Origin of the sequence: Candidatus Arthromitus sp. SFB-turkey (genome assembly GCF_001655775.1) — a bacterium.
GTDB lineage: Bacteria > Bacillota > Clostridia > Clostridiales > Clostridiaceae > Dwaynesavagella > Dwaynesavagella gallinarum.
Window position 1 is genome coordinate 1 of sequence record NZ_LXFF01000035.1, and the last position, 23,227, is coordinate 23,227.

General features: G+C 26.2%; 20 protein-coding genes. 19 read left to right on the top strand and 1 reads right to left on the bottom strand.

Annotation, left to right across the window (positions count from 1 at the left end; translation table 11 throughout):
* The 19 genes from A6P36_RS07055 to sigG form a co-directional block, all read left to right on the top strand.
* Nucleotides 1-995, top strand: a 995-nt coding sequence (locus A6P36_RS07055) for a cysteine desulfurase family protein (RefSeq protein WP_066762586.1), incomplete at its 5' end; no start/stop codon positions are given.
* Nucleotides 996-1,013: 18 nt separating this feature from the next.
* Nucleotides 1,014-2,087: a tRNA 2-thiouridine(34) synthase MnmA gene (gene mnmA / locus A6P36_RS07060; RefSeq protein WP_066762588.1), complete on the top strand. Its 1,074-nt coding sequence runs from the start codon at nucleotides 1,014-1,016 to the stop codon at nucleotides 2,085-2,087.
* Nucleotides 2,088-2,273: 186 nt separating this feature from the next.
* Complete coding sequence (gene alaS, locus A6P36_RS07065) at nucleotides 2,274-4,910, top strand: alanine--tRNA ligase (RefSeq protein WP_066762590.1); 2,637 nt, start codon at nucleotides 2,274-2,276, stop codon at nucleotides 4,908-4,910.
* A 109-nt stretch (nucleotides 4,911-5,019) separates the two neighbouring features.
* Nucleotides 5,020-5,271: an IreB family regulatory phosphoprotein gene (locus tag A6P36_RS07070; protein ID WP_242861684.1), complete on the top strand. Its 252-nt coding sequence runs from the start codon at nucleotides 5,020-5,022 to the stop codon at nucleotides 5,269-5,271.
* 80 nt (nucleotides 5,272-5,351) lie between these two features.
* On the top strand, nucleotides 5,352-5,765 hold the full coding sequence (gene ruvX, locus A6P36_RS07075; RefSeq protein ID WP_066762595.1) for a Holliday junction resolvase RuvX: 414 nt from the start codon (nucleotides 5,352-5,354) through the stop codon (nucleotides 5,763-5,765).
* 42 nt (nucleotides 5,766-5,807) lie between these two features.
* On the top strand, nucleotides 5,808-6,257 hold the full coding sequence (locus A6P36_RS07080) for a Fur family transcriptional regulator (RefSeq protein ID WP_066762596.1): 450 nt from the start codon (nucleotides 5,808-5,810) through the stop codon (nucleotides 6,255-6,257).
* 15 nt (nucleotides 6,258-6,272) lie between these two features.
* Complete coding sequence (locus A6P36_RS07085; protein WP_066762598.1) at nucleotides 6,273-8,057, top strand: ribonuclease J; 1,785 nt, start codon at nucleotides 6,273-6,275, stop codon at nucleotides 8,055-8,057.
* Between the two features lie 32 nt (nucleotides 8,058-8,089).
* On the top strand, nucleotides 8,090-8,431 hold the full coding sequence (locus A6P36_RS07090) for a YlbF family regulator (protein ID WP_066762600.1): 342 nt from the start codon (nucleotides 8,090-8,092) through the stop codon (nucleotides 8,429-8,431).
* A gap of 203 nt (nucleotides 8,432-8,634) precedes the next feature.
* Nucleotides 8,635-9,672, top strand: a complete 1,038-nt coding sequence (gene mltG, locus A6P36_RS07095; RefSeq protein ID WP_066762602.1) for an endolytic transglycosylase MltG — start codon at nucleotides 8,635-8,637, stop codon at nucleotides 9,670-9,672.
* A 94-nt stretch (nucleotides 9,673-9,766) separates the two neighbouring features.
* Nucleotides 9,767-10,417 carry an O-methyltransferase gene (locus tag A6P36_RS07100; RefSeq protein ID WP_066762604.1) on the top strand — a complete coding sequence of 217 codons (651 nt, stop codon included), beginning with the start codon at nucleotides 9,767-9,769 and terminating at the stop codon, nucleotides 10,415-10,417.
* A gap of 1 nt (nucleotide 10,418) precedes the next feature.
* Entirely contained in the window at nucleotides 10,419-11,651 is a 1,233-nt protein-coding gene (locus tag A6P36_RS07105; RefSeq protein ID WP_066762608.1) for a peptidase U32 family protein, read from the top strand.
* Between the two features lie 109 nt (nucleotides 11,652-11,760).
* Complete coding sequence (locus tag A6P36_RS07110) at nucleotides 11,761-13,362, top strand: penicillin-binding transpeptidase domain-containing protein (RefSeq protein ID WP_066762610.1); 1,602 nt, start codon at nucleotides 11,761-11,763, stop codon at nucleotides 13,360-13,362.
* A 66-nt stretch (nucleotides 13,363-13,428) separates the two neighbouring features.
* A complete protein-coding gene (gene sigK / locus A6P36_RS07115; RefSeq protein ID WP_066762612.1) occupies nucleotides 13,429-14,118 on the top strand; it encodes an RNA polymerase sporulation sigma factor SigK in 690 nt (229 codons plus the stop codon).
* A 152-nt stretch (nucleotides 14,119-14,270) separates the two neighbouring features.
* Complete coding sequence (locus A6P36_RS07120; protein ID WP_066762614.1) at nucleotides 14,271-15,329, top strand: type IV pilus twitching motility protein PilT; 1,059 nt, start codon at nucleotides 14,271-14,273, stop codon at nucleotides 15,327-15,329.
* Nucleotides 15,330-15,383: 54 nt separating this feature from the next.
* Nucleotides 15,384-16,652 carry a glycosyltransferase family 2 protein gene (locus A6P36_RS07125; protein WP_066762617.1) on the top strand — a complete coding sequence of 423 codons (1,269 nt, stop codon included), beginning with the start codon at nucleotides 15,384-15,386 and terminating at the stop codon, nucleotides 16,650-16,652.
* A 357-nt stretch (nucleotides 16,653-17,009) separates the two neighbouring features.
* The gene (gene ftsZ, locus A6P36_RS07130) at nucleotides 17,010-18,140 is read left to right on the top strand and encodes a cell division protein FtsZ (RefSeq protein WP_369815443.1); all 1,131 of its coding nucleotides are present in this window, start codon (nucleotides 17,010-17,012) and stop codon (nucleotides 18,138-18,140) included.
* 163 nt (nucleotides 18,141-18,303) lie between these two features.
* Complete coding sequence (locus A6P36_RS07135; RefSeq protein WP_066762619.1) at nucleotides 18,304-19,074, top strand: sigma-E processing peptidase SpoIIGA; 771 nt, start codon at nucleotides 18,304-18,306, stop codon at nucleotides 19,072-19,074.
* Between the two features lie 10 nt (nucleotides 19,075-19,084).
* Complete coding sequence (gene sigE, locus A6P36_RS07140; RefSeq protein ID WP_066762621.1) at nucleotides 19,085-19,795, top strand: RNA polymerase sporulation sigma factor SigE; 711 nt, start codon at nucleotides 19,085-19,087, stop codon at nucleotides 19,793-19,795.
* 102 nt (nucleotides 19,796-19,897) lie between these two features.
* Entirely contained in the window at nucleotides 19,898-20,668 is a 771-nt protein-coding gene (gene sigG / locus A6P36_RS07145; protein WP_066762624.1) for an RNA polymerase sporulation sigma factor SigG, read from the top strand.
* A gap of 28 nt (nucleotides 20,669-20,696) precedes the next feature.
* Here sigG and A6P36_RS07150 read toward each other — a convergent pair whose 3' ends face one another.
* Nucleotides 20,697-22,775 (bottom strand): heavy metal translocating P-type ATPase, encoded by a 2,079-nt coding sequence (locus A6P36_RS07150; RefSeq protein ID WP_066762630.1) that lies wholly within the window; start codon nucleotides 22,773-22,775, stop codon nucleotides 20,697-20,699.
* Between the last annotated feature and the right edge of the window lie 452 nt (nucleotides 22,776-23,227).

Sequence of the window (23,227 nt, forward strand, 5' to 3'; positions counted from 1 at the left end):
TTATTTCTGAAGTTTTAAAATGTAAGAAAAAAGAAATATTTTTTACAAGCGGTGGTACAGAATCTAACAATTGGGCTATTAAGGGAGTAGCTTTTTCAAATAGAAAAAAAGGAAATCATATAATCACAACAAAGATTGAACATCATTCTGTGTTGTATTCTTGTAAATATTTAGAAGGACAAGGATTTAAAGTTACATATTTAGATGTTAATTCAGATGGTTTGGTTGATATAGAATTATTGAAAAATTCCATAACTAATAAAACGATTCTTGTTACTATTGCTTTTGCTAATAATGAAATAGGAACTATTCAGAATATTGAAAAAATTTCTGAAATTTGCAATGAAAATGATGTAATCTTTCATACTGATGCGATACAAGCTATAGGTAGAGTAGATATTTCTTTAGATAAATATAAATTTGTTAATTTATTATCCATATCTGGACATAAAATTTATGGACCAAAAGGTATAGGGCTTTTGTATATAAAGGAAGGTACCAATATTGAAAATTATATTCATGGAGGTGGTCAGGAAAAGGGAAGACGTTCTGGCACTGAAAATGTTTATGGTATTATTGGTTTAGGAAAGGCTATTGAGCTTGCGTGTAAAGAAGTTGATGATGAGGGAAAAAGATTAATATTACTTAGAGATTATATGATTGATAGAATATTAAAAGAAATTTCTAAAAGTAAGATTAATGGTTCTCTTGAAAGAAGACTTAACAATAATGTAAATGTTTGTTTTGAAGGTATAGAAGATGAAGGAATTCTTCTTTCTCTTGATTTGAAAGGTATTTGTGTATCTAGTGGTAGTTCTTGTAATTCTGGATCTGTTAATTCTTCGCATGTACTTCAAGGTATTGGATTATCTCCAAGTGAAGCCCAAGGTTCGGTAAGATTTACTCTTGGTAAAAATACAACTAAAGAGGAAATTGATTATGTGATTGATGAATTGAAAATAATAGTGAATAGGTATAGGGATGTTACATCTTAATTTGTTGGAGGATTTGTTTTGAGTAAGAAAAAAGTTGTTATTGGGCTTAGTGGAGGAGTTGATAGTGCTGTTGCAGCTTATCTTCTTAAACAAGAGGGATATGAAGTTATAGGAGTTATGTTAAACCTTTCACAAAATGATGAAATATATTTGTTGCAAGAAGGTGGATGTTGTTCTCTTTCTTCTGTTCTTGATGCAAGAAAAGTTGCAGAGCTTTTGGAAATTCCATTTTATGTTTTGAATTATAAAAATATTTTTAAAGAAAAAATTGTAGATTATTTTGTAGAAGATTATATGGTTGGTAATACTCCAAATCCGTGTATAGAGTGTAATAGATATATAAAGTTTGGTAATTTTTTAAAGAGTGCAAAAACACTTGGGGCTGATTATATAGCTACGGGACATTATGCTAATGTAGAAAAAATAAATGATAAGTTTATTTTAAAAAAAGGTAAAGATATAAAAAAAGATCAAACATATATGCTTTATACACTAACTCAAAATCAACTTAAGTATATTCTTATGCCGTGTGGAAAATATACAAAAGATCAAGTTAGAGAAATTGCAAAAAATATAGGTATGGATATACATAATAAAAAAGATAGTGAAGAGATTTGTTTTGTTCCTGATGGTAATCATGGGAAATTTATTTCTGAAATTAAAAATATTGAAGAAGGAAATTTTGTTGATAAAAGCGGTAAAGTGTTAGGTAGACACAAAGGAATTGTTTATTATACTATTGGGCAAAGAAAAGGTTTAAATTTATCTCTTGGAAAACCTGCATATGTAATTGAAATAAGACCTAAAATTAACGAAATTGTTATTGGTGATGAGGAAGATATATTTTTTAAAAATGCGATTATTGATAATGTAAATATAATATCTGGTGAAAATTTTGAAGATTCTTTTGATGTAAAGGCTAAAGTTCGTTATCAAGCTAAACCTTGTGATGCAAAAATTTTTAGGATTGATGATAATAAAATTAAAGTTGTTTTTAATGAACCACAACGTGCTATGACAAAAGGTCAATCTCTTGTATTTTATGATGGTGATATTGTTGTTGGTGGAGGTATTATTAGAGAATATTTTTAAAATTTATTGAAGTATGGTATGTAATTGTTAATAATGGAAAAAATAATATAGATTTTTAAAATTGACACTAAATAAAATTTTGATATATAATCGTATTGGTTAATTTGAAGAGTAGTTAGGCTTTTATCCTTTTAGTCTATAGGATAAAAGCTTTAATTTTAAATAAATTGGAGTGACTAAGATTTTATGAAAAAATATACATACGCTGAATTAAGAGAACTTTATATAAATTTTTTTCAAGACAAATCGCATCAAAAATTAAGTAGTTTTCCATTAGTGCCTAAAGATGATGAAAGTTTATTGCTTATAAACGCTGGAATGGCACCACTTAAAAAATATTTTACAGGAGCGGCTAAACCACCTAGTAAAAGGATAACAACATATCAAAAATGTATTAGAACTGGTGATATAGATAGTGTTGGTAGGACAGCTAGACATTGCACTTTTTTTGAGATGCTTGGTAATTTTTCTTTTGGAGATTATTTTAAAAAAGAAGCTATAGACTATGCATGGGAGTTTTTGACTAAGGTTATTGAAATTCCTTTAGAAAAGTTGTATGTTAGTGTTTATATTGAAGATAATGAGGCTTTTGATTGCTGGATTAACAATACAGGTATAACAAAAGATAGAATTTTTAAAATGGGTAAAGATGAAAATTTTTGGGAAATAGGAGTTGGTCCTTGTGGACCTTGTTCAGAAATTTTTTACTCATTTACTGATGAAAAAATTGAAAATAAAGAACAGTTTATAGAGTTTCAAGAGAGTGGAAAAATTTTTGAAATATGGAATTTAGTATTTACTCAATTTAACAAAAATGAAAATGGAGAATATGAAACACTTAAAAATAAAAACATTGATACTGGAATGGGACTTGAAAGATTAGCTCTCATAACTCAAAATGTAGATAATGTTTTTGATACAGATATTTTTGTGAAAATAATAGATAAGATAAGAAAACTATCCAATGTGAAAAATATTTCTCAGGAAGTAAATTATTCTTTAAAAGTAATTGCAGATCATTCTAGAAGTATAACTTTTTTAGTTTGTGATGGTGTTACTCCTAGTAATGAAGGAAGAGGATATGTTTTAAGAAGATTAATAAGAAGAAGTGTAAGGCACGCAAAACTTATCGGAATTGAATCAAAATTTATAAATGATATTAGTAATGTTGTTATTGATGAATACAAATGTGCTTATCCAGAACTAGAAGAAAGAAAAGAATATATTAGAAATATTGTTGAAGTTGAAGAAGATAATTTTAGTAAAACATTAAATAAAGGTATGGATATTTTGTTAAATTCATATGTTAAAGAATTAGAAACTTTAAATTCTAATGTTTTATCTGGTGATAAAGTGTTTAAACTTTATGATACATATGGATTTCCACTTGAATTAACACAAGAAATTTTGAAAGAACGAAATATATCTGTAGATATTGATGGTTTTAATATTGAAATGAAAAATCAGCAAAAGAAAGCTCGTGAATCTAGAAAAAGTGATAATTATTTAGGAAATGAGCTTGGAGTTTTAAATTCTACAAAAAATTATGAAACGGAATTTGTAGGATACGAGAAATTAAAAATTAAATCTAAAATTATGGATATGATATTTGAAAATTCCTTTGTTGATGAAATGAAAAGTGGAGAAACAGGGTTTATAATTTTTGATAAGACACCATTTTATCCTGAAATGGGAGGTCAGATAGGGGATACTGGATATATTAAATCCTCAGATGGTTATGGTAAAGTTCTTACTACGAAAAAAAATCTACAGGGACAAATTTATCATGTTGTTGAAGTTGTAGAAGGAAAAATTTGTGGTAAAACTCGTGATATAGAATTAGTAGTTGATGAAAGTAGAAGGAGATCAATATGTAGAAATCACACAGCTACACATTTATTACAAAAAGCTCTTAAGATGGTTTTGGGAGACCATGTAAAGCAATCGGGTTCTTATTTAGATGATCAGAAATTAAGATTTGATTTTACTCATTTTAAAGCGTTAACAAAAAATGAATTAGAAGAAGTTGAAAAAATTGTAAATGAATGTATATATAATCAAGTAAATGTTAAAACTGAAATCATGGATATAAAATCAGCACAAGAAGTAGGAGCCATTGCTTTATTTGATGAAAAGTATGAAGATAAGGTTAGAGTTTTATTTGTGGGAGATTTTAGTATAGAATTTTGTGGTGGAACTCATGTTTCTAATACAGGTTTTATTGGTAACTTTGTAATACTTAATGAAACTTCAGTTTCTTCAGGTGTAAGAAGAATTGAGGCTACTACTGGTAGTAATGTTTTTAATCTTTTTAAAGAAAGTAGAAGTGTGTTAAACAATATATCTCATCAGGTTAAAGCTACTTCACAGATTGATATATTAAATAAAGTTGAAAATTTAATAGCTGATATAAAAAATAAGAATTTAGAAATTTCAAATTTGAAATCAAAAATGGCAAATGCCAAATTAAAAGTTTTAGATCATATAATTAAAAATTCAAAAATCAAAAATGGAATAAAGGTAATTACAAATGTATTTGATGAACTTGATGTTAACCAATTAAGAGATGCTTGCACTATGGTTAGAGATAAACTTGATTGTGGAATAGTAATGTTTGCATCTGTGGTTAATGATAGAGCAAATGTTGTTTGTATGGCAAATAAGAATGCAGTGGATCAAGGAATTGATTGTGGAAAGATAATTAGAGAGGCATTAAAATTTGCTGAAGGAAGTGGAGGCGGTCGTAAAGATATGGCACAAGGATCTGTAACAAATATATCAAAAATAGGCGATGCATTTGAGAAAGTGTATGAAATTATTTAATTGCCAAATGATAATTATTGTTATATAATTAGCTTAAGACGACTCCAAAAGAGGAGGTGCGTGTGACTTTTTATAAGTCGTATATATGAAAAAAGATTTTACTATGTACATGAAATATGATCGGGATTTGATTGAAAATGAAATTGAATGTGTAGGTGAATGTAAAACTAAGGAGATATTAGAGGAAGTTTATCGTTCTTTAGAAGAGAAAGGATATAAACCTATAAATCAATTAGTGGGCTATCTTATATCTGGTGATCCAACGTATATCACTAATTATAATGGAGCCAGAGCATTAATAAGTAAACTTGAACGTGATGAGATATTAGAAGAAGTATTGAAAACTTACTTGAAAAAGTAATTTAATTTATCCAAGTTTGCATGTTTGCTTACTTGGATTTTTGTTTTATTAGTTATTTAATTGTATCTTAGAGGTTTATTATGAAATATATAGGATTAGATATTGGAGATAAGAATATAGGTATTGCTATAAGTTCGGGTATAATTGCACAAGGTTTATGTACTTATAAAAGAGTTAATGATCAAAGTGATATTGAGTATATAAAAAAAATTGTAGTAGAAAATTTTGTATTTAAAGTTGTAGTTGGATTGCCTAAAAATATGAATGGGAGTATAGGTTTTCAAGGGGAAAAAGTTATAAAGTTTTGTGAAAATTTGAAAAAAATATTAGAAGATGATATTGAAATTGAATTTATGGATGAGAGATTAACTACAGTTTTAGCAAATAATTTCATGTTGGAAGCGGATATGTCTCGAAAAAAACGTAAAAACATAGTTGATAAGATAGCGGCTCAAATAATTTTGCAGGATTATTTGAATATGCCTAAAAAATAAATATAATACAAATTTAGATTTAATATCTAAGGAGTAGTTTTAATGCAAAAAAAATTAAGAGATATCGAAGAGATAAAATTGTATCTAAAATCAAAAGGTTATAAATTAACAGCTCAAAGAGAATGTATATTAGGAATAATAATTGAAAACAAAGATAAGCATTTAACGGTAGATGAGATTTATAAATATGTTTATGAAAAAAATAGAACTATAGGTATAGCTACAGTTTATAGGACTATACTGTTGTTTGAAGAATTAGGAGTTATTAGTAAATTAATTTTTGATGATAGGATAATTAGATATGAATTATCGTCTCTTGATGAGGAACACACGCATCATCATTTAATTTGTGTTAAATGTAATAAAATTATGGAAGTAAAGGAAGATTTATTGGAAGAACTTGAAAAACAAGTTGAAGATAAATATGAGTTTAAGATACTTGATCATAATTTGAAAATCTTAGGAATCTGCAATAAATGTAATAATCAATAGGAGGTTTATTTAATAATGGATTTAAAGTTAGAGTCAAAGAAAGAAAAAGTTGATTCTAAAAGTACTTCTAACAAAAGAGAAAGTAGTTTTAAAAAAGAATATAACACTTCAAAGAAGGAGAAAACATTTAAAAGTCCCAAAAGAGAACATAACTCTATAAAAATTATTCCACTTGGTGGATTAAATGAAGTTGGAAAAAACATTACGGCAATAGAGTATAAAAATGATATATTTGTAATTGATTGTGGACTTAAATTTCCAGATGATGATATGTTTGGGATAGATTTGGTTATTCCAGATATAACATATTTGATAAAAAATAAGGAAAGAGTAAGAGGAATTTTTTTAACTCATGGTCACGAAGATCACTTAGGAGCTTTGCCATATATTTTAAAGCAATTAAATGTTCCTGTATTTGGAACAAAGTTAACTCTTGGAATATTATCTGTGAAATTAAAAGAGCATTATATAGATTACGCTGAATTAAATGTCGTAAAGCCAAAAGATATTGTTAAAATTGGCAATGTAACAATGGAATTTATAAAAAATAATCATAGTATAGCTGATGCTGTTTCGATTGCTATACATACACCAATAGGGATAATTTTTCATACTGGAGATTTTAAAATAGACTTTACTCCAATTGATGGAGAAATTGCTGATCTTGGTAGAATTGCTGAACTTGGAAGAAAAGGAATTATATGTATGCTTGGTGAGAGTACAAATGTTGAAAAACCAGGTTATACTATTTCAGAAAGAGTGATTGGAAAAACTTTTGAAGATATTTTTGGAAAAGCAAAATCAAGAATTATTGTTGCTACATTTGCTTCTAATGTTCACAGAATTCAGCAAATAATAAATGCAGCAGCTATGTACGGCAGAAAAGTTGCTATATCTGGTAGAAGTATGGAAAATATTACTGGTGTTGCAAAAGAATTAGGTTATATACAATTTGATGATAATGTATTAATCAGTATTGATGAAATTAATAGATGGGCGCCAGAAAAAATTGTTATAATAACAACAGGTACTCAAGGTGAACCAATGTCAGCACTTGCAAGAATGGCGTCAGGTGATCACAAAAAAGTTTCAATCGCACCAGGAGATACTGTTATATTATCTGCGACTCCAATACCAGGGAATGAAAAACTTGTATCAAAGGTTATAAATAAACTTTTCAAAAGTGGAGCAGATGTTATTTATGAGTCATTAGCTAAAGTTCACGTTTCAGGGCATGCGTGTCAGGAAGAATTGAAATTGATGCTGGCTTTAGCAAAACCAAAATTCTTTATTCCAATACATGGAGAGTTTAGACATTTAAAACAACATGTAGATTTAGCAGCAAGTCTTGGGATAGATAGAAAAAATATGGTTATAATGGAATGCGGAGAAGTTGTAGAAATTAAGGAGAATTCTATAAATAAGATTGGAACAGTACCTTCTGGTCAAATTTTTGTTGATGGTTTAGGTGTTGGAGATGTTGGAAATATTGTTTTAAAAGATAGAAAACATTTATCACAAGATGGAGTTTTAACTGTAGTTGTTACAATAGATAGTCAAAATGGAAGTATAATTGCTGGACCAGATATAATTTCTAGAGGGTTTGTTTATGTAAGGGAATCTGAAAAACTTATTGAGAATATAAGAGATATTGTAAAAGAAGTTCTTAGAGATTGTGAAGAAGATGGCATAACAGATTGGTCAACTTTAAAATCTAATATTAAAGATAATCTTAGAAACTTTTTGTATGAAAAGACTAAGAGACGTCCAATGATTTTACCTATTATAATGGAAATATAATATTTCTAAAATTAAGAAGGAAGGGTTTTTAGATGGTTAATATACACGATAAAGCTCATGAATTAGCTAATACTATTAGACAGTTGGAAGATGTTAAAAAGTTAAAAGAAATAAGTCAGAAAATTAATTCGGACGAGAGTTTAAAAAATTTGCTAAAAGAGTTAAGAGAAGTTCAATTTTTAATTTTTAATGAGCAACGTTCTCAAGAAAGTTTATCAAAAGAAAGTGAAGAAAAATTTAAAGAAGTTTCTCAAAAGGTAATGGCGAATTCGATTGTTTCTGAATATGTTCAATATGAACAAAGAGTTGGAATTATTGTTGATGATATAATGAAAATATTGAATGAAGCCTTTGGGATAGAAAGTTTTATTTAAAGATTTTTAATCAGAGTGTATTTGGAGAATATGCTCTGATTTTTTTGAAATTTTTATAATAATTTTTTTAAATTGGAGATAATTTAAATATGAAAACGAAATTATAATCATAAAAATTTGACAAATAATATTAAATGTTATAAAAATTATTTATAGTATTGCTGAAAAATTTTTAATATAGTTTTCGTATATTGGGAGGAAGAATGAGAATATCTTGGTTCGTAAAAATTTCAATAATAATTTTTTCAATACTACTAGGATTTACGGCGTATTTTGTATATAATTTTCAATCAATAAATAGTAAACCTTTTTCATCTCAAGTAGAAATTGAAGTTGAAGAAGGAGATACTTTAAATAATGTTTTAGGTAAACTTTCTGACAATAATAAATTAAGAAACGAATTATTTGTAAAAATTTCGCTAAAAATGTTTGGGTATGATACAAATATAAAGCCAGGTAAATATTCATTTGATGAGAAAACATCTTTGTCACAATTTATAAATGAATTAAATCAAGGTGTAATATCAGATGATTACATAAAAGTTACTATACCAGAAGGGTATTCGATAGAGTCTATGGGTGAACTTTTTGAAAACTCAGAGTTGAACTTTACTAAACAAGAGTTTTTAAATGAAGTAGAAAATTATCCATTACCTTCTTATGTAAAGAGAATTGAAGGAAGAAGATATGCATTAGAGGGGTTTTTATTTCCGGATACATATCACTTTGATAAAGAATCTACTCCAAAGACTGTAATTGATACAATGATAAAAAGATTTGAGGAAATATTGAGTACAATTCAAAAAGAATTGAATATTGTTGTGGAAGAAGATAAGATAGATGAAATTGTAACTATGGCTTCCATTGTAGAAAGAGAAATTATACATGATGATGAAAGAGCTAAGGCAGCATCTGTTTTTTATAATAGATTAAATGTTGGAATGCCTCTTCAATCTTGTGCTACTGTTATATATGCTTTGGGATATCATAAAGAAGTTTTATATTATTCAGATTTAGAAGTTGATTCAAAATATAATACTTATAAATATGGAGGCCTTCCAATAGGTCCAATTGCATCTCCTGGTAAAGAATCAATTAAAGCAGCCATTAATCCAGATGATACAGATTATTTGTATTTTATTTTGAACGATGAAACTAATTATCATTATTTCTTTAATAATTATAAAGACTTTTTGAAACAGAAAGATGTTAGAGATACAACACTTTTTGTAAAAAAATAATTTAGAGGGTCATCTTGATTTTAAAATTAAGATGACTTTTTAAATTTTTTACTATAAAATACAATTTGTAAATTTTAAAATATGGAGATTTTAAATGGGGAACATAGTTAGAGGTTATATAAAAGAATTTATATTAAATAATATGAATTTACATATTTCAGAAAAGCTTCAGGAAATTGAAAATTATGCTTTAGAACATAATGTGCCTATAATTGATAAAGAAGTTCAAAATTTGATAAGCATGTTATTTAACATCAAGAGACCTAAAAAAATTTTAGAGTTTGGAACAGCAATAGGATTTTCTGCTCTTTTTATGTATGAACAGCTTGGAGGAAATGTTTTTATAACTACAATGGAAAGAGATACAAATAGGATATGTATAGCGAAGGAAAATTTTAAATTATTTGATTGTAATGAAAAAATTGAATTAATAGATGGAGATTGTTTTGAAAATATAAAATGTTTACATAATCAGTATGATTTTATATTTATAGATTCTTCAAAATCTCATTATGAAAAATTATTTAATATGTGTATTCAAAATTTAACTGAAGATGGTATAATCGTTTTTGATAATATTTTATATAAAGGAATGATTGCTTCAGATAGTTTAGTAGATAAAAGAAAAAAGACAATTATAAAAAATATGAGAAATTTCATACAAAATGTTGTTAAGGATGAAAACTTTTCGACATTATTATTACCTATTGGAGATGGTGTTATGATTTTAAGGAGGAAAAATTAAGGTGAAAAAAGTAGAATTACTTGCACCAGCAGGTAGTTTAGAAAAATTAAAAGTGGCAATTGATTTTGGAGCTGATGCTGTGTATGTAGGAGGTCCAAGATTAAATTTAAGAGTTTTTGCTGATAATTTTGATTATGAAGAATTAAGAGAAGGTGTGGAATATGCCCACGAAAGAAATGTTAAGGTATATCTAGTTCTTAATGCTATACCAAGAAATTTTGATATGAATGGATTAGGAGAATACGTAAAAAAATGTGAATCACTAGGTGTTGATGGAGTTATTGCTGCTGATCCAGGTGTAATTTCTATAATAAAAAAGAATACTCAGTTAGAAATTCATTTAAGTACTCAAGCTAATGCAATGAATTATGAAACTGCTAGATTTTGGTATGATTATGGATTAAAGAGAATTATTTTAGCTAGAGAGTTAAAGTTAAAAGAGATTGAAGAATTTAGAAAGCATCTGCCAGAAGATTGTGAAATAGAAGTATTTGTTCATGGTGCAATGTGTATGGCGTATTCTGGAAGATGTTTAATTTCGAATTATATGACTTCTAGAGATTCAAATAAAGGAGCTTGTTCTCAAGCATGTAGATATAAATATTATCTTGTTGAAGAAAAACGTCCTAATGAATATTTTCCAGTGTATGAGGATGATAGTGGGACATATATAATGAATTCAAAAGATTTATGTATGATTGAACATATTGATGATGTTATTAGATCAGGAGTTTCTTCTGTTAAAATTGAAGGAAGAATGAAAAGTGTATTTTATTTAGCTATGGTTGTAAAAATGTATAGAGAGGCAATTGATGCTTATTACGCTAATCCTGAAAACTTTAAAGTTGATCCTAAATGGAAGAAAAATCTTGAAAAAATTAGTCATAGAAGATATTCAACAGGATTTTTTTATGGAAACAATGGAGAGCAAAGTTATGAGAGTTCTACATATGTAAGAGAATATGACATAATAGGTATTGTTAAGGCGTATAATCATGAAACTAAAACTGCTACAATAGAGCAGAGAAATAGGGTTTTTAATGGAGATACGGTAGAAATAATAAGACCCAAAACTGAAAATTTTGAGGTTAAATTAACTAATATGAAAAATGAAAAAGGAGAAAATATCGAAAAAGCAAATCATGCTCAGATGATTTTCACAGCAAACGTGGATGTAGAATTGAAACCTAATGATTTTATTATTATGAAAAAAAATGAAATAAATTTAGCATAGTAATTTTGAAGAGTTAAAATTTTATATTTTAACTCTTTTTTGTTTGAATATTTTGTCCACAAAAATGAAACTAATTAAAAAGATTAAATATTTTAAAAAGGGTATTAATATGAATCGTAAAAAAATATTAAAAGTTAGAATTAAATTTATAAGTGTATTGTTTTCTTGTTGCATTGCTATTATTATAGCAAGGCTTTATTACATACAATTAGGAAATAAATCTGATCAATATGTATCAATAGCATTAAATCAATATAATTTTCAATATAAAACGAGCAATTTAAATTATAAAGTTTTGGATGATAGTAACGAAAATCTAATAAATTATAAAACTAAGTATATTGTTGAAATAAAATCTAACATATTTAAAAATTTTAACAATAATATAGAAATGGAGAAGATATTTACCTTTATATCCATTTTAAGAAATTATAATGAAGATTTTAATTTGATTAAAAAATTTGAAGAAAATCCAAATTATAATTTTAAATTTGAGGTTGATAAATATACTTACGACAAACTTAAAACATTGGAAGAAATAAATGGGGTTCACTTATATGAGTATAATCAATTTAACGAAAATGAAGCATGGTCTATTGAGAATATTTTTATAAAAGAGGTTTCTGAAAAAAGTACTGAAGATTCATATCATGAATATATAACTGAAAATAAATATCCAATTATTGATTTTATGAATACGAAATCAGGTGAACAGTTCGTTGAAAATGAAAATAACAATTTTAAATTAACAATCAATAAGGAACTTCAAAATGGAATTGAGGAAATAATTAGAGATGAAAAATATAGTCAATTTGACGGAATTGCAGTTGCTATATCTGAAGCTAGTACAGGAAAAATAAAAGCATTAACTCAAAAAAATGAATTTAATCCTAATATAATGCTTGGATCTACAACAGTTGGATATGTTCCAGGTTCTATTTTTAAATTGGTTGTAGCTGAGTCGGCGCTAGATTCTGGAATATTTTCACAATTTAATACTTTTAGTTGTGATAACAGTAGATATGACTTGTGTAAAGGGCATAAACATGGAACTTTAACTATTGAAGAAGCACTTGCTGTTTCTTGTAATAATATTTTTGCTGAAATAGGGCGTGTTATCGGATGGGATTATATGTTGAATTATGCTCAGGAACAAGGAATATTTAGTAGGGTTTTGGGATTTAGTGATTTTAGAGAAGTGAATGGAAGTTATGCAGAGCCTAAAGAATATGAAGATGGACCATTATTTTTATCAATGGGTCAAAATATGTTGATCGAACCACTTCAATCTTTAGGAATAATTAATACTATTTTAAATGATGGAGTATATAAAGAATTAAGTTTAGTTGATCAAATTGTTAATGAGAACGATGAAATTATAAAATCATTTAAATATGATATGAAAAAAGTTTTAAAAGAAAGTACAGCAGATGTTTTAAAACAAATGTTAATAAATACCGTTGAAAATGGAACAGGTAAAAATATATATTTTGAAGATATTGAAACTGGAGTTAAAACTGGAACCACTGAACGTTTTGATGGTCAAAATTATGTTTCTGATGGATGGGTTCTAGGATATTTCAAACATAGAAATAAGTATTATTCAATGTCTGTATTTGTTGAAAATATAAATGAAGAAGGACAGTATGGAGGAAATACAGCGGGTCCAATTTTTAGAGATATTGTAGAATATTTTGTTACAAATTTTTGAATTATGTAGAATTCTAAAAAATATTTATAGTATATTATTGAGCACTAAAACAGGAGGAGCTTTTAATTGATTAGTGGCTTTTTTAATATAATTGCTAATGTTATTTTATTTACGGGATATATAGTTGGTAATAATTCGTTTCCAGTTCCATTAACTAGTTCCGAAGAGAAAGAATATATAAATAGATTTAAATCAGGTGATTTAAATGCTAAGAACATATTGATTGAAAGAAATTTGAGATTGGTTGTGCACATTGCGAAAAAGTTTTCCTCCATTAAAGAAGTTGAAGATTTAATATCTGTTGGTACAATAGGACTTATAAAAGGAATAGAATCATTTGATTATACAAAAGGAACAAAATTAGCTACTTATGCTTCTAGATGTATAGAGAATGAAATATTAATGTTGATACGAAATAGTAAGAAAAATAAAAATGAAGTTTTTTTACAGGAACCGATTGGAGTTGATAAAGAAGGGAATGAAATATCTTTAATAGATATATTGAATAGCGGTGAAGATACAATTGTTGATATAGTTGAGCAAAAGTTAGCAATAAAAAAGATGTATAATAAGTTAAATGATATTTTGAGCGAGAAAGAACAAATTATAATAAAATTGAGATATGGTTTAATTGATGGTAAAATTAAAACTCAAAAAGAGATAGCAAAAAAACTTAATATTTCTAGATCATATGTATCTAGAATAGAAAAAAAGGCTCTAGAAAAATTAAATAAAGAATTATTGTTTAAAAAATAATAACTTAGTATTTTGCCATTTTTAAAATTTTATTTTAAAAATGGTTTATTTTTAATGAATATAAAAAGAATGTATGGTATAAAATACAAAATATATAAAAAAATGGTTAGAGAGGGAAAAAGAACTTTTAAGTTTCTTTTATTTATAACTTTATGATGAGTTTAAATGAAATATTAAAAAATGCAATAGAAAAAAATTGTTCAGATGTTTATTTAAGTGTAGGAACTAAAATATTTGGCAGAATAAATTCAAAACTCGAAGTAATAGTTGATGAAGTATTAACTCAACAAGATACAATTAAATATGCTAATGAGATACTTTTAAATAAATTTTCAGAATTAGATGAAAATGGTGATATGGATAAGTCTTTTTCTATATCAGGTCTTGGAAGATTTAGAGCAAATGTATTTAAACAAAGAAATAGTATTGCTATGGTTATTAAAATTGTATCTTTTAATTCTTTTGAATATGATGAGAAGTTTTTTATACCTTCTAAGGTTTACGAATTTATATGTAATGTAAAACAAGGATTAGTTTTAGTAACAGGACCTGTTGGAAGTGGAAAAAGTACGACTATTTCTTCAATTATAGGAAAAATGAGTAAGGATTATTCAAAACATATTGTAAGTGTAGAATCATCTATAGAAATATTGTATAAACACAATAACTCTATTGTAAATCAGAGGGAGATAGGTAATGATACAAAAACATATTTGAGTGGTATAGAGGCTACTTTCAAAGAAAAACCTGATGTATTAATAGTGGATAATATAGAAAATTATGATATATTGAAATTAGTTTTAAAATGTTGTGAAGCAGGAATGTTGGTTATATCAAGCATTTATGCTAATAGTGTAAAAAGTACAATAGATACAATAATGGAAATGGATTCTAAAAATACAAGTTATTTTAGAAATAATTTTTCAAATGTTTTAAAATGCATTATTAACCAAAAAATTATTTTAGATAATGAAAATAAAAAAATGTGTTTATTTGAGATAATGATTAACACTCCAAGCATAGCTAATTGTATAAAAGAAAACAAAATAAATCATATTTTACCTTTAATGCAAAATGGATTAAAATTAGGTATGTGCACTTTAGATATGTCACTGGTAGAAGCTTATAAGATGTGTAAAATATCTAAGAGTACTTTTTTACAAAATATTTCTAATAGAGAGCTTGCAACAAAAATTATATTGAATTATTAACTAATATTGTAGTAATGTATTTAGGAAAGTGGCTATTAAGGAGGTATAATAATTTTGTTTTTTGATTTAATTGAAAAAATAGCTTCATGTATTATAATTCTAGTTTATATTATTTCGTTTTATTATTTATCAATTTCAGTGTTGGGTCTTCTTGCTAAAAATAAAAAAGATAAAGATATATTTGATAAAAATAAATTTGCTATTGTTATAGCAGCACATAATGAAGAGAAGGTAATCGCTAATAGTTTAAAAAGTTTAAATGAATTAAACTATGATAGAGATTATTTTGATATTTTTGTTGTAGCCGATAATTGTACGGATAAAACAGCAGAATATTCTTTGAAAGAAAATGCATTAGTTTATGAAAGATTTGATGATAAAAATAAGGGTAAGGGATATGCGTTAGAATGGATGTTTAACAAAATATTTGAAATGGACAAAGCATATTCTGCTGTAGTAGTACTTGATGCTGATAATATTGTTTCGCCTAACTTTTTAACAGAAATGAATATAAAATTGAACAATGGTCATAAAGTTATTCAAGGTTATATAGATAGTAAAAATCCGAATGATAACTGGTTAACTTTAAGTTATTCGATAGCATTTTGGAGTAATAATAGATTATTTCAACTTTGTAGAGATAATTTAGGTTTATCATGTCAGTTATCAGGGACTGGATTTTGTTTAGATGTTGAAACTTTAAAAAAAATAGGATGGGGGGCGACTTGTCTTACTGAAGATTTAGAATTCACGTGCAAGTTAGCTATGAATGATATGAGAGTTGTTTCAGCCTACAAAGCAATTGTTTATGATGAAAAACCATTAACATTAAGACAGTCATGGAATCAAAGAAAAAGATGGATGCAAGGATTTGCAGATGTTTCTAGTCGTTATTTTTGGAAACTTATAGAAAAATTTATAGTTCAAAAAGATTTTAAATCTCTTGATTGTGCTTTATATTCTATTCAACCTATAGTTATAACAATATTAGGTATTGTTTCTGTATTTAATTTAGGAAGGTTTGTTATTTCTATTCTAGAGCTTATACTTGGACAGGCATTTTCATTTGAATTTAGAGCAGTAGAATTTATTTATATGGGGTATTTTATGTTCCAGTTTTTTATTACTCCAATTATGATGTATTTAGATTCTAAATTAAATTTTAAAGTTTTTTTGTATTATATATTTGTATATCCACTTTATATAATTACATGGATTCCTATATCAATACAGGGGATTTTAAATAAAAATAAAAAAGAGTGGTTTCATACAGATCATTCTCGAAATGTTAGTATAAAAGATTTAGAAAAATTTAAAAATTAAACAAGGATTTTTTAATTTTCTGTTGAATATACCTCTATGTGATTTGTGTGAATAACTTTTACATTTTGAATTGTTTTAATTTATATCATGTACTAGAGGAATTGTTTTTATATAAAGTATTGTATAAATTAAATAAAATATTCTATATGAAAATATTAACAGTTGTTTTAAATTGATATGGATGATAATTATGAAATTCTTTATTGTATGTAATAATACAATACTTAATAAAAAATTATTGTTTGAATTGTAGTTATTTACATATGGTGTTGTTTGTTTATTGATTTAGCATATGTTTTACAGAAGTTAAAAGTTGATTTTTCTAATATAGGAGGATTTATTGTGTTAGATTTTGACATGAATAGTATTTTTCAAAATGCAAGAATAAAAGTAGTCGGTTGTGGAGGCGGCGGTGGAAATGCTGTCAACAGGATGATTGAGGATGGATTAAAAAATGTAGAATTTATTGTTGTTAATACAGATAATCAAGCATTAAGGTTATCTAAAGCAGAATCTAAAATACAAATTGGTGAGAAGCTAACAAGAGGTCTTGGTGCAGGTGCTAATCCTGAAATAGGAGAAAAAGCTGCTGAAGAGAGTAAAGATATGATAAAAGATGCTATTCAGGGTGCAGAACTTGTATTTATAACTGCTGGAATGGGAGGTGGAACTGGAACAGGAGCAGCTCCTGTGGTTGCAGAAATAGCTAAATCATTGGGGATTTTAACAGTTGGTGTAGTTACTAAACCATTTCCTTTTGAAGGTAGAAAAAGAATGATACAAGCAGATATGGGGATAGCTAATTTAATGAGTAAAGTTGATACTTTGGTAACTATACCTAATGAGCGTTTGTTAACTATGGTTGATAAAAAAACGTCTTTACTTGAAGCTTTTAAAAAAGCTGATGATGTATTGAGACAAGGGGTTCAAGGTATATCAGACCTTATAACTATACCAGGTATAGTTAATAGAGATTTTGCTGATGTTAAGGCAATAATGAGTGATAAAGGTCTCGCTCATATGGGAATTGGTAGAGGTACTGGTGAAAATAGAGCTATAGAAGCGGCTAAGCAGGCTATTTCATCTCCTTTGTTAGAAACATCTATAATAGGTGCTACGGGTGTTTTGATGAATGTTACTGGTGGACCAGATTTATCATTACATGAAATACATGAAGCTGGAAATATGGTACAAGAGTCTACTGATGAAGATGCTGTATTTATGTTTGGTGCTGTAATAGATGAAGATTTGAAAGATGAAATTAGAGTTACACTTATAGCAACAGGATTTGAAGGAAGTACAAATAAAAAAGTTAGTGAAATTTTAAAAGAGGAAATACTATCTTCTAAAAAAGAATCATCACCAATCTCTGATGAAGATGTAAATAAGAAGAGTGATGATAAGAAAGATTTTAAGTTAAATAATGTTGATAAAGATGATGATTATGGAATTCCGGCATTTTTAAGAAAACGTGATTTTAATAAGTAAATATTTAAAAACAAAGGCTATCTTAATTTTGATAGCCTTTGTTTTTTACAAAAATATTGTAAAATATTATATGAAAAATATTTTAATCTATCAGTAAAAACTACAAAATTTTGAAAAAGAACTTTATATAATATATAAATGATTTTAAAAAGGGAGCTTAAATATGACTATTTATTTTGATTTGTTAGTATTTGAGAACTTCATTTTTAATTTGTTTGTTTTTTATATTAGTTTTAAAATGTTAAATTTTAAGTTAAACATATATAAATTAGTTTTTTCGTCTATGATTTCTTCATTATTATGTACTTTGATATTTTTAAATTTAAATTCTACTCTTTATTTAATTTTTGTGATCTTATTATCATTTTTTGCAAATGTATATTTGTGCATTCCTAAATTTACTGTTCGGTATTTTTTTCAAATTTTTATTACATTGATTGTTATTTCATTTTTATTGTTCGGGGTTATTTCATTTTTTAATTATAATTTTGAAAATGTAAATTATTTATATATTTTACTAATATTTGTGATTATTTTTGTAATATCTGATATATCAAAAAAATATATAAAAAAGAATACTTTTTTTGATAATTACATATTTAGTGTAATTTTAAATCATGAAAATAAAATTTATAAGTTTAAGGGGTTTCTTGATACTGGTAATGAATTGCGTGAACCTATAACTGGATTACCGGTAGTAATTGTTGAAACGAGATGTATGCCTGGTATTTTTTATCATGAAAAATATTTTTATAAAATTCCATATAAAGTTATAACAGGTAATACTTCTTATTTTGAGGGGGTAAAAGTGAAAAATGTTTGTTTTAAAAATGATTCTCATGAATTTTATACAGATGTTATTTTATGTACAACACAGGTATGTTTAGATTCTGAAAATCGATTTGAAGCAATATTATCTAGATGTATAGTTTAGGGGGAAAATCATGAAAAAAATCATAGTTTTCATTAATAATTTACTTTTTAAATTTAAAGGTATGGCTAGAGCTATATTTTATATAGGAAGTAGCGATGCACTACCTCCTCCTTTAACAAGAGATGAAGAAGATGATTTAATAAATAAATTACTTATAGGTAATGATGATGATATAAGAACTGTTCTTATTGAAAGGAATTTAAGATTAGTAGTATATATTGCTAAAAAATTTGAAAATACTGGAATTATGGTAGAAGATCTAATTTCGGTTGGAACTATAGGGTTAATTAAAGCTGTAAATACTTTTAATCCAGATAAAAAAATAAAATTAGCAACTTATGCATCTAGATGTATAGAAAATGAGATATTAATGTATTTAAGAAGAACAAATAAAGTTAAAGGTGAAATTTCTTTCTATGAACCGTTAAATACTGATTGGGATGGAAATGAACTTTTATTGTCTGATATTTTGGGTTCAGATGAAAATAATGTTTTTGAATTTATAGAAGAAGAAGTAGATAAAACACTACTTGTTATAGCTATGGATTCTTTAAATAATAGGGAACATGAAATAATTTCACTAAGATTTGGATTAAATGGTTGTCTTGAAAAAACACAGAAAGAAGTTGCTGATCTTTTGGGAATTTCTCAATCATATATTTCAAGATTGGAAAAAAGAATAATTAAAAAATTGAAAAAAGAAATAAATAAAATGCTATAAAATAACTACAAATAATTTACAAAATAGTTAAAACGAATGAATAAAATCGAATAATGTCGGTTATACTCTAAAGAGGATAAGTACTCTGAAGGGACTGATAATATGATAAATAAGGTTGAAATATGTGGAGTTAATACATCGAAATTACCAGTACTTAAAGATAAAGAAATGAAAGAGCTTTTATTGAAAATGAGAAATGGTGATACTAAAGCTAGGGAGACTTTCATTCAAGGAAATTTGAGATTAGTATTAAGCGTTATACATAGATTTAATAATCGTGGAGAAAATGTAGATGATTTATTTCAAGTTGGTTGTATAGGACTTATAAAGGCACTAGATAATTTTGATTTAAGTCAGAATGTTAAATTTTCTACCTATGCAGTTCCTATGATAATAGGAGAAATACGAAGATATTTACGAGATAATAATGCAATAAGAGTTAGTAGATCTTTAAGAGATATTGCATATAAAGCATTAATAGTGAAGGATAAATTAATGCTTGAAAATAATAAAGAACCAACTATATCACAAATAGCAAAAGAATTGGATGTTCCTAGAGAAGATGTTGTATTTGCATTAGATGCAATTCAAGATCCTATTTCTTTGTTTGAACCTATTTATCATGATGGTGGAGATTCAATTTTTGTGTTGGATCAGATAAGTGATGCTAAAAATTGTGATGAAAATTGGATTGAAGATATATCCATAAAAGAAGCTATGAAGAAATTGAATAAAAGAGAAACGATGATTTTAAATTTGAGATTTTTTACAGGAAGAACTCAAATGGAAGTTGCAGAAGAAATTGGAATTTCTCAAGCGCAAGTTTCCAGACTTGAAAAAACTGCACTTAAACATATGAGAAAATATATATAAGAAGCTATCTAAAAATTTAGATAGCTTCTTATATTTTTTTATTTAAAATTTTTACCGAGTTTAAAATTACTATTATTGAAACTCCAACATCAGACAAAATTGCAGCCCACATTGAAGATAAACCTAGTGTTCCTAAAAATAAAACCAATAATTTAACTCCAAGTGAAATTACAATATTTTGTATAGAAATTTTTCGTGTTTGATTTGCAATTTTTATTGCTTTAATTATTTTATAAGGGTCGTCGTCTATAAGAACCACATCTGATGCTTCTATAGCGGCATCTGAACCCATTGAACCCATTGATATTCCAACATCTGCTATTGCAAGAGAAGGAGCGTCATTAATACCATCTCCAACAAAAATTAAATTGGATTTTGATTTTTTAGTTTTAGTAAATTTTTCAACATATTCTACTTTTTGGTTTGGAAGTAATTCGGGATAAAATTTTGTTATACCTATTTCATTACAAATTTTTTCAGCTATTTTTTTGTTATCACCAGTTAGCATTATAATATCTTGTATTCCAATTTTTTTAAGATTGGAAATTGTTTTAGATGAATTATTTTTAATTTTATCTGATATTAAAATGTATCCCATATATAAATTGTTTTTTGCTATATATATTTTTGTTCCAATATCTTCTGTAGAATCAAGTATATTAATATTAAATTTATTCATTATTTTATTATTACCAGCAATAATAGTATCATTTTCTAAATTTACAATTATTCCGTGACCTGGAATTTCTTCGTATTTTATAATTTGTGATTTATCTATATCTTTGTTGTAATAATCTAATATTGATTTTGCAATTGGATGATTTGAAAAACTTTCAGCTAAAGCAGCTAATTCTATTAATTCATTTTTTTCACAATTTTTATTTTGTATTTTTGTTATGAAAAATTTTCCTTCTGTCAGCGTTCCTGTCTTGTCAAATATTATTGTTGATATATTATTAAGAGCTTCTAGATAATTACTTCCCTTTATGAGAATACCGTTTTTGGATGCGACACCTATACCACTGAAAAAACTTAGAGGTATTGATATAACTAAAGCGCATGGACAAGATATAACTAAAAATATTAATGCTCTATATATCCAAGTTGAAAAAGTAGCTCCAGCTATTAATAAAGGAGGTAATATTCCTATTAAGAAAGCCGTTAATACAACTATTGGAGTATAAATCTTTGAAAATTTTGTAATAAAATTTTCTGTATTTGATTTTCTAGAATGTGCATTTTCAACAAGATTTAAAATTTTTAAAACGGTTGAATCTTTAAATTCAGATGAAACTTTTATTTTAATTAATGAATCGATATTTATACATCCAGACAAGACTAAATCGTCTTTTTTAACTTCTTTGGGTAAAAATTCACCTGTCAAAGCTCTTGTATCTAAAGATGACTCACCAAAAATTATTTCCCCATCTAATGGAATTTTTTCTCCAGGTTTTACAACAATTACATCTCCAATTTTAATTTCGCTAGGATGAACAGTTTTTATAGAATTTTCTATTTCAAGATTTGCAGTTTCTGGTTTTATATCCATGAGTTTTGAAATTGATAATCTGGATTTGTTTATAGCTTTGTCTTGAATGAATTCTCCAATCCTTGAAAATATCATAACAGCAACAGCCTCTTGAAATTCTCCAATTAAAAATGCTCCAATTGTTGCTATAGTCATAAGAGTGTTTTCATCAAATAAAATTCCTTTTTTAAGATTAAAAAGTGTTTTTTTCAAAACATTTGAACCTATTAAAATATAACTTATAAAACATATTAGAAATGAAAATTGAACTGATGATTTGAAGAAGAATGAAATTATAAATAAAAATATTCCGAAAGTAAATGGATAAAGTTTATTATTAGTATTTTTATTTGAATCTACAAAATTCATTTCAGGTTCTATTTGTACACAAAGTTTTTTAATATCTTCAAGTTTTCTATCTAAGTTTGATGAATTGTTAAGCTCTAAATCTAATTTTTGATTTAAAACATCTACATTTATTTGAGATATATATGAAATTTTTAAAAGTTCATTTTTGATTTTTTCAGCACATTCATAACAATTTAAATCTTTGAATTTTAATGTGTGTTTTGAAACCATATTTTCTCCTTTTTAAAAAGAATTTAATAAGTATTATTTTGATATTATAGCATTAACAGTATTAAAAATCTCTATACTAGTTAAAATTAATATAAAATATATTTTTAAGCATAGAACAAGAGATAAAGTTTTTGAGAAAATGGATTAAGTAAAGGTATGGAGAAAAATCTCAAGGTATTAAACATTTAATCACTAGTTAGAGATGGAATAAGAAAACAATTTCTAACTTTGGAGTATTTGTATATCATAAATTATGATAAACTTTAAAGGGAATTCTGTAAATTATAAAAAGCTAAACTAAAGAATTATTATAAAGATCTTGAAAATATAAGAATAAGAAAAGAAGATATGAAACTAGTTAAAGACGAATGATAGAATCTAAAAAGGAAAAAGAGATTAAAAAATTAAAACACTATAAATTTTAACAATAAAGAAGGAGGAATAACATGAAA

Coding starts and splice junctions, on each gene's coding strand:
- alaS (WP_066762590.1), top strand. CDS start 2,274: ATGAAAAAATATACATACGCTGAATTAAGAGAACTTTATATAAATTTT.
- A6P36_RS07070 (WP_242861684.1), top strand. CDS start 5,020: ATGAAATATGATCGGGATTTGATTGAAAATGAAATTGAATGTGTAGGT.
- ruvX (WP_066762595.1), top strand. CDS start 5,352: ATGAAATATATAGGATTAGATATTGGAGATAAGAATATAGGTATTGCT.
- A6P36_RS07080 (WP_066762596.1), top strand. CDS start 5,808: ATGCAAAAAAAATTAAGAGATATCGAAGAGATAAAATTGTATCTAAAA.
- A6P36_RS07085 (WP_066762598.1), top strand. CDS start 6,273: ATGGATTTAAAGTTAGAGTCAAAGAAAGAAAAAGTTGATTCTAAAAGT.
- A6P36_RS07090 (WP_066762600.1), top strand. CDS start 8,090: ATGGTTAATATACACGATAAAGCTCATGAATTAGCTAATACTATTAGA.
- mltG (WP_066762602.1), top strand. CDS start 8,635: ATGAGAATATCTTGGTTCGTAAAAATTTCAATAATAATTTTTTCAATA.
- A6P36_RS07100 (WP_066762604.1), top strand. CDS start 9,767: ATGGGGAACATAGTTAGAGGTTATATAAAAGAATTTATATTAAATAAT.
- A6P36_RS07110 (WP_066762610.1), top strand. CDS start 11,761: ATGAATCGTAAAAAAATATTAAAAGTTAGAATTAAATTTATAAGTGTA.
- A6P36_RS07120 (WP_066762614.1), top strand. CDS start 14,271: ATGATGAGTTTAAATGAAATATTAAAAAATGCAATAGAAAAAAATTGT.
- ftsZ (WP_369815443.1), top strand. CDS start 17,010: ATGAATAGTATTTTTCAAAATGCAAGAATAAAAGTAGTCGGTTGTGGA.
- A6P36_RS07135 (WP_066762619.1), top strand. CDS start 18,304: ATGACTATTTATTTTGATTTGTTAGTATTTGAGAACTTCATTTTTAAT.
- sigE (WP_066762621.1), top strand. CDS start 19,085: ATGAAAAAAATCATAGTTTTCATTAATAATTTACTTTTTAAATTTAAA.
- sigG (WP_066762624.1), top strand. CDS start 19,898: ATGATAAATAAGGTTGAAATATGTGGAGTTAATACATCGAAATTACCA.
- A6P36_RS07150 (WP_066762630.1), bottom strand. CDS start 22,775: ATGGTTTCAAAACACACATTAAAATTCAAAGATTTAAATTGTTATGAA.